The organism is Nocardiopsis xinjiangensis YIM 90004 (assembly GCF_000341145.1).
GTDB lineage: Bacteria > Actinomycetota > Actinomycetes > Streptosporangiales > Streptosporangiaceae > Nocardiopsis > Nocardiopsis xinjiangensis.
In genome coordinates, this window is sequence record NZ_ANBE01000089.1 from 1 (window position 1) to 601 (window position 601).

1 protein-coding gene is annotated in these 601 nt (G+C 66.1%); it reads right to left on the reverse strand.

What is annotated here, in order from left to right; translation table 11 throughout:
• Positions 1 to 26: 26 nt before the first annotated feature.
• A complete protein-coding gene (locus tag D473_RS0123830; RefSeq protein WP_033354009.1) occupies positions 27 to 533 on the reverse strand; it encodes a flavoprotein in 507 nt (168 codons plus the stop codon).
• Positions 534 to 601: the final 68 nt, after the last annotated feature.

Consider the following 601-nt stretch of genomic DNA (forward strand, 5'->3'; position numbering starts at 1 on the left):
CGCGGGGTCCCTGTCTGTCCTTACGGTCAGAGGGAATCGACCGTGTCGATGACCTGGCGCCAGGTAGGAATGCGCTCTTCGTATGGGGAATCGGGGTCATACAGAAGGGTGACCGCCTCCATCTCGTGCAGGGTCTCCAGGGAGCGGGAGAACGCAGGATGGGACGCGAGTTGGGGTTTGCAGCGGGGCACCACGACGGTGGGCACCCCGTACCCGACCATCTCGCACAACAGGGCGACGGCGAAGTTGTCGGCAAGGCCTCGGGCGAACTTGTTCACCGAGTTGAAAGTGAGCGGACACGCCAACACCGCGTCGGCGGGAGGTAGGGCCTTGCCCGTGTCCGGTCTCCGGAACGCGGAACGAACCGGCTCCCCGGTGAGTGCCTCCATCCGTTCCTGATCGTGGAAGCTCAGACCGGTGGGGGTGGACAGCACCGTCACCTGCCATCCGTGGCCGTGGAGAGCCTCGATCAATTCGGGGACCCCTTCGGGGGCGGGCGCGGCGGAGACCACCAGATACAGGGTTCTTGGCATGGGCAGAGTCTAGGAGAGGGATTGTGAGGGCGCTCGGAGCGCCTGTGCCGTGCGGGCCCGTGCCCACC

What these genes read in the sequence shown, in the direction of transcription:
- D473_RS0123830 (WP_033354009.1), bottom strand. Translation starts at nt 533, where the DNA reads ATGCCAAGAACCCTGTATCTGGTGGTCTCCGCCGCGCCCGCCCCCGAA.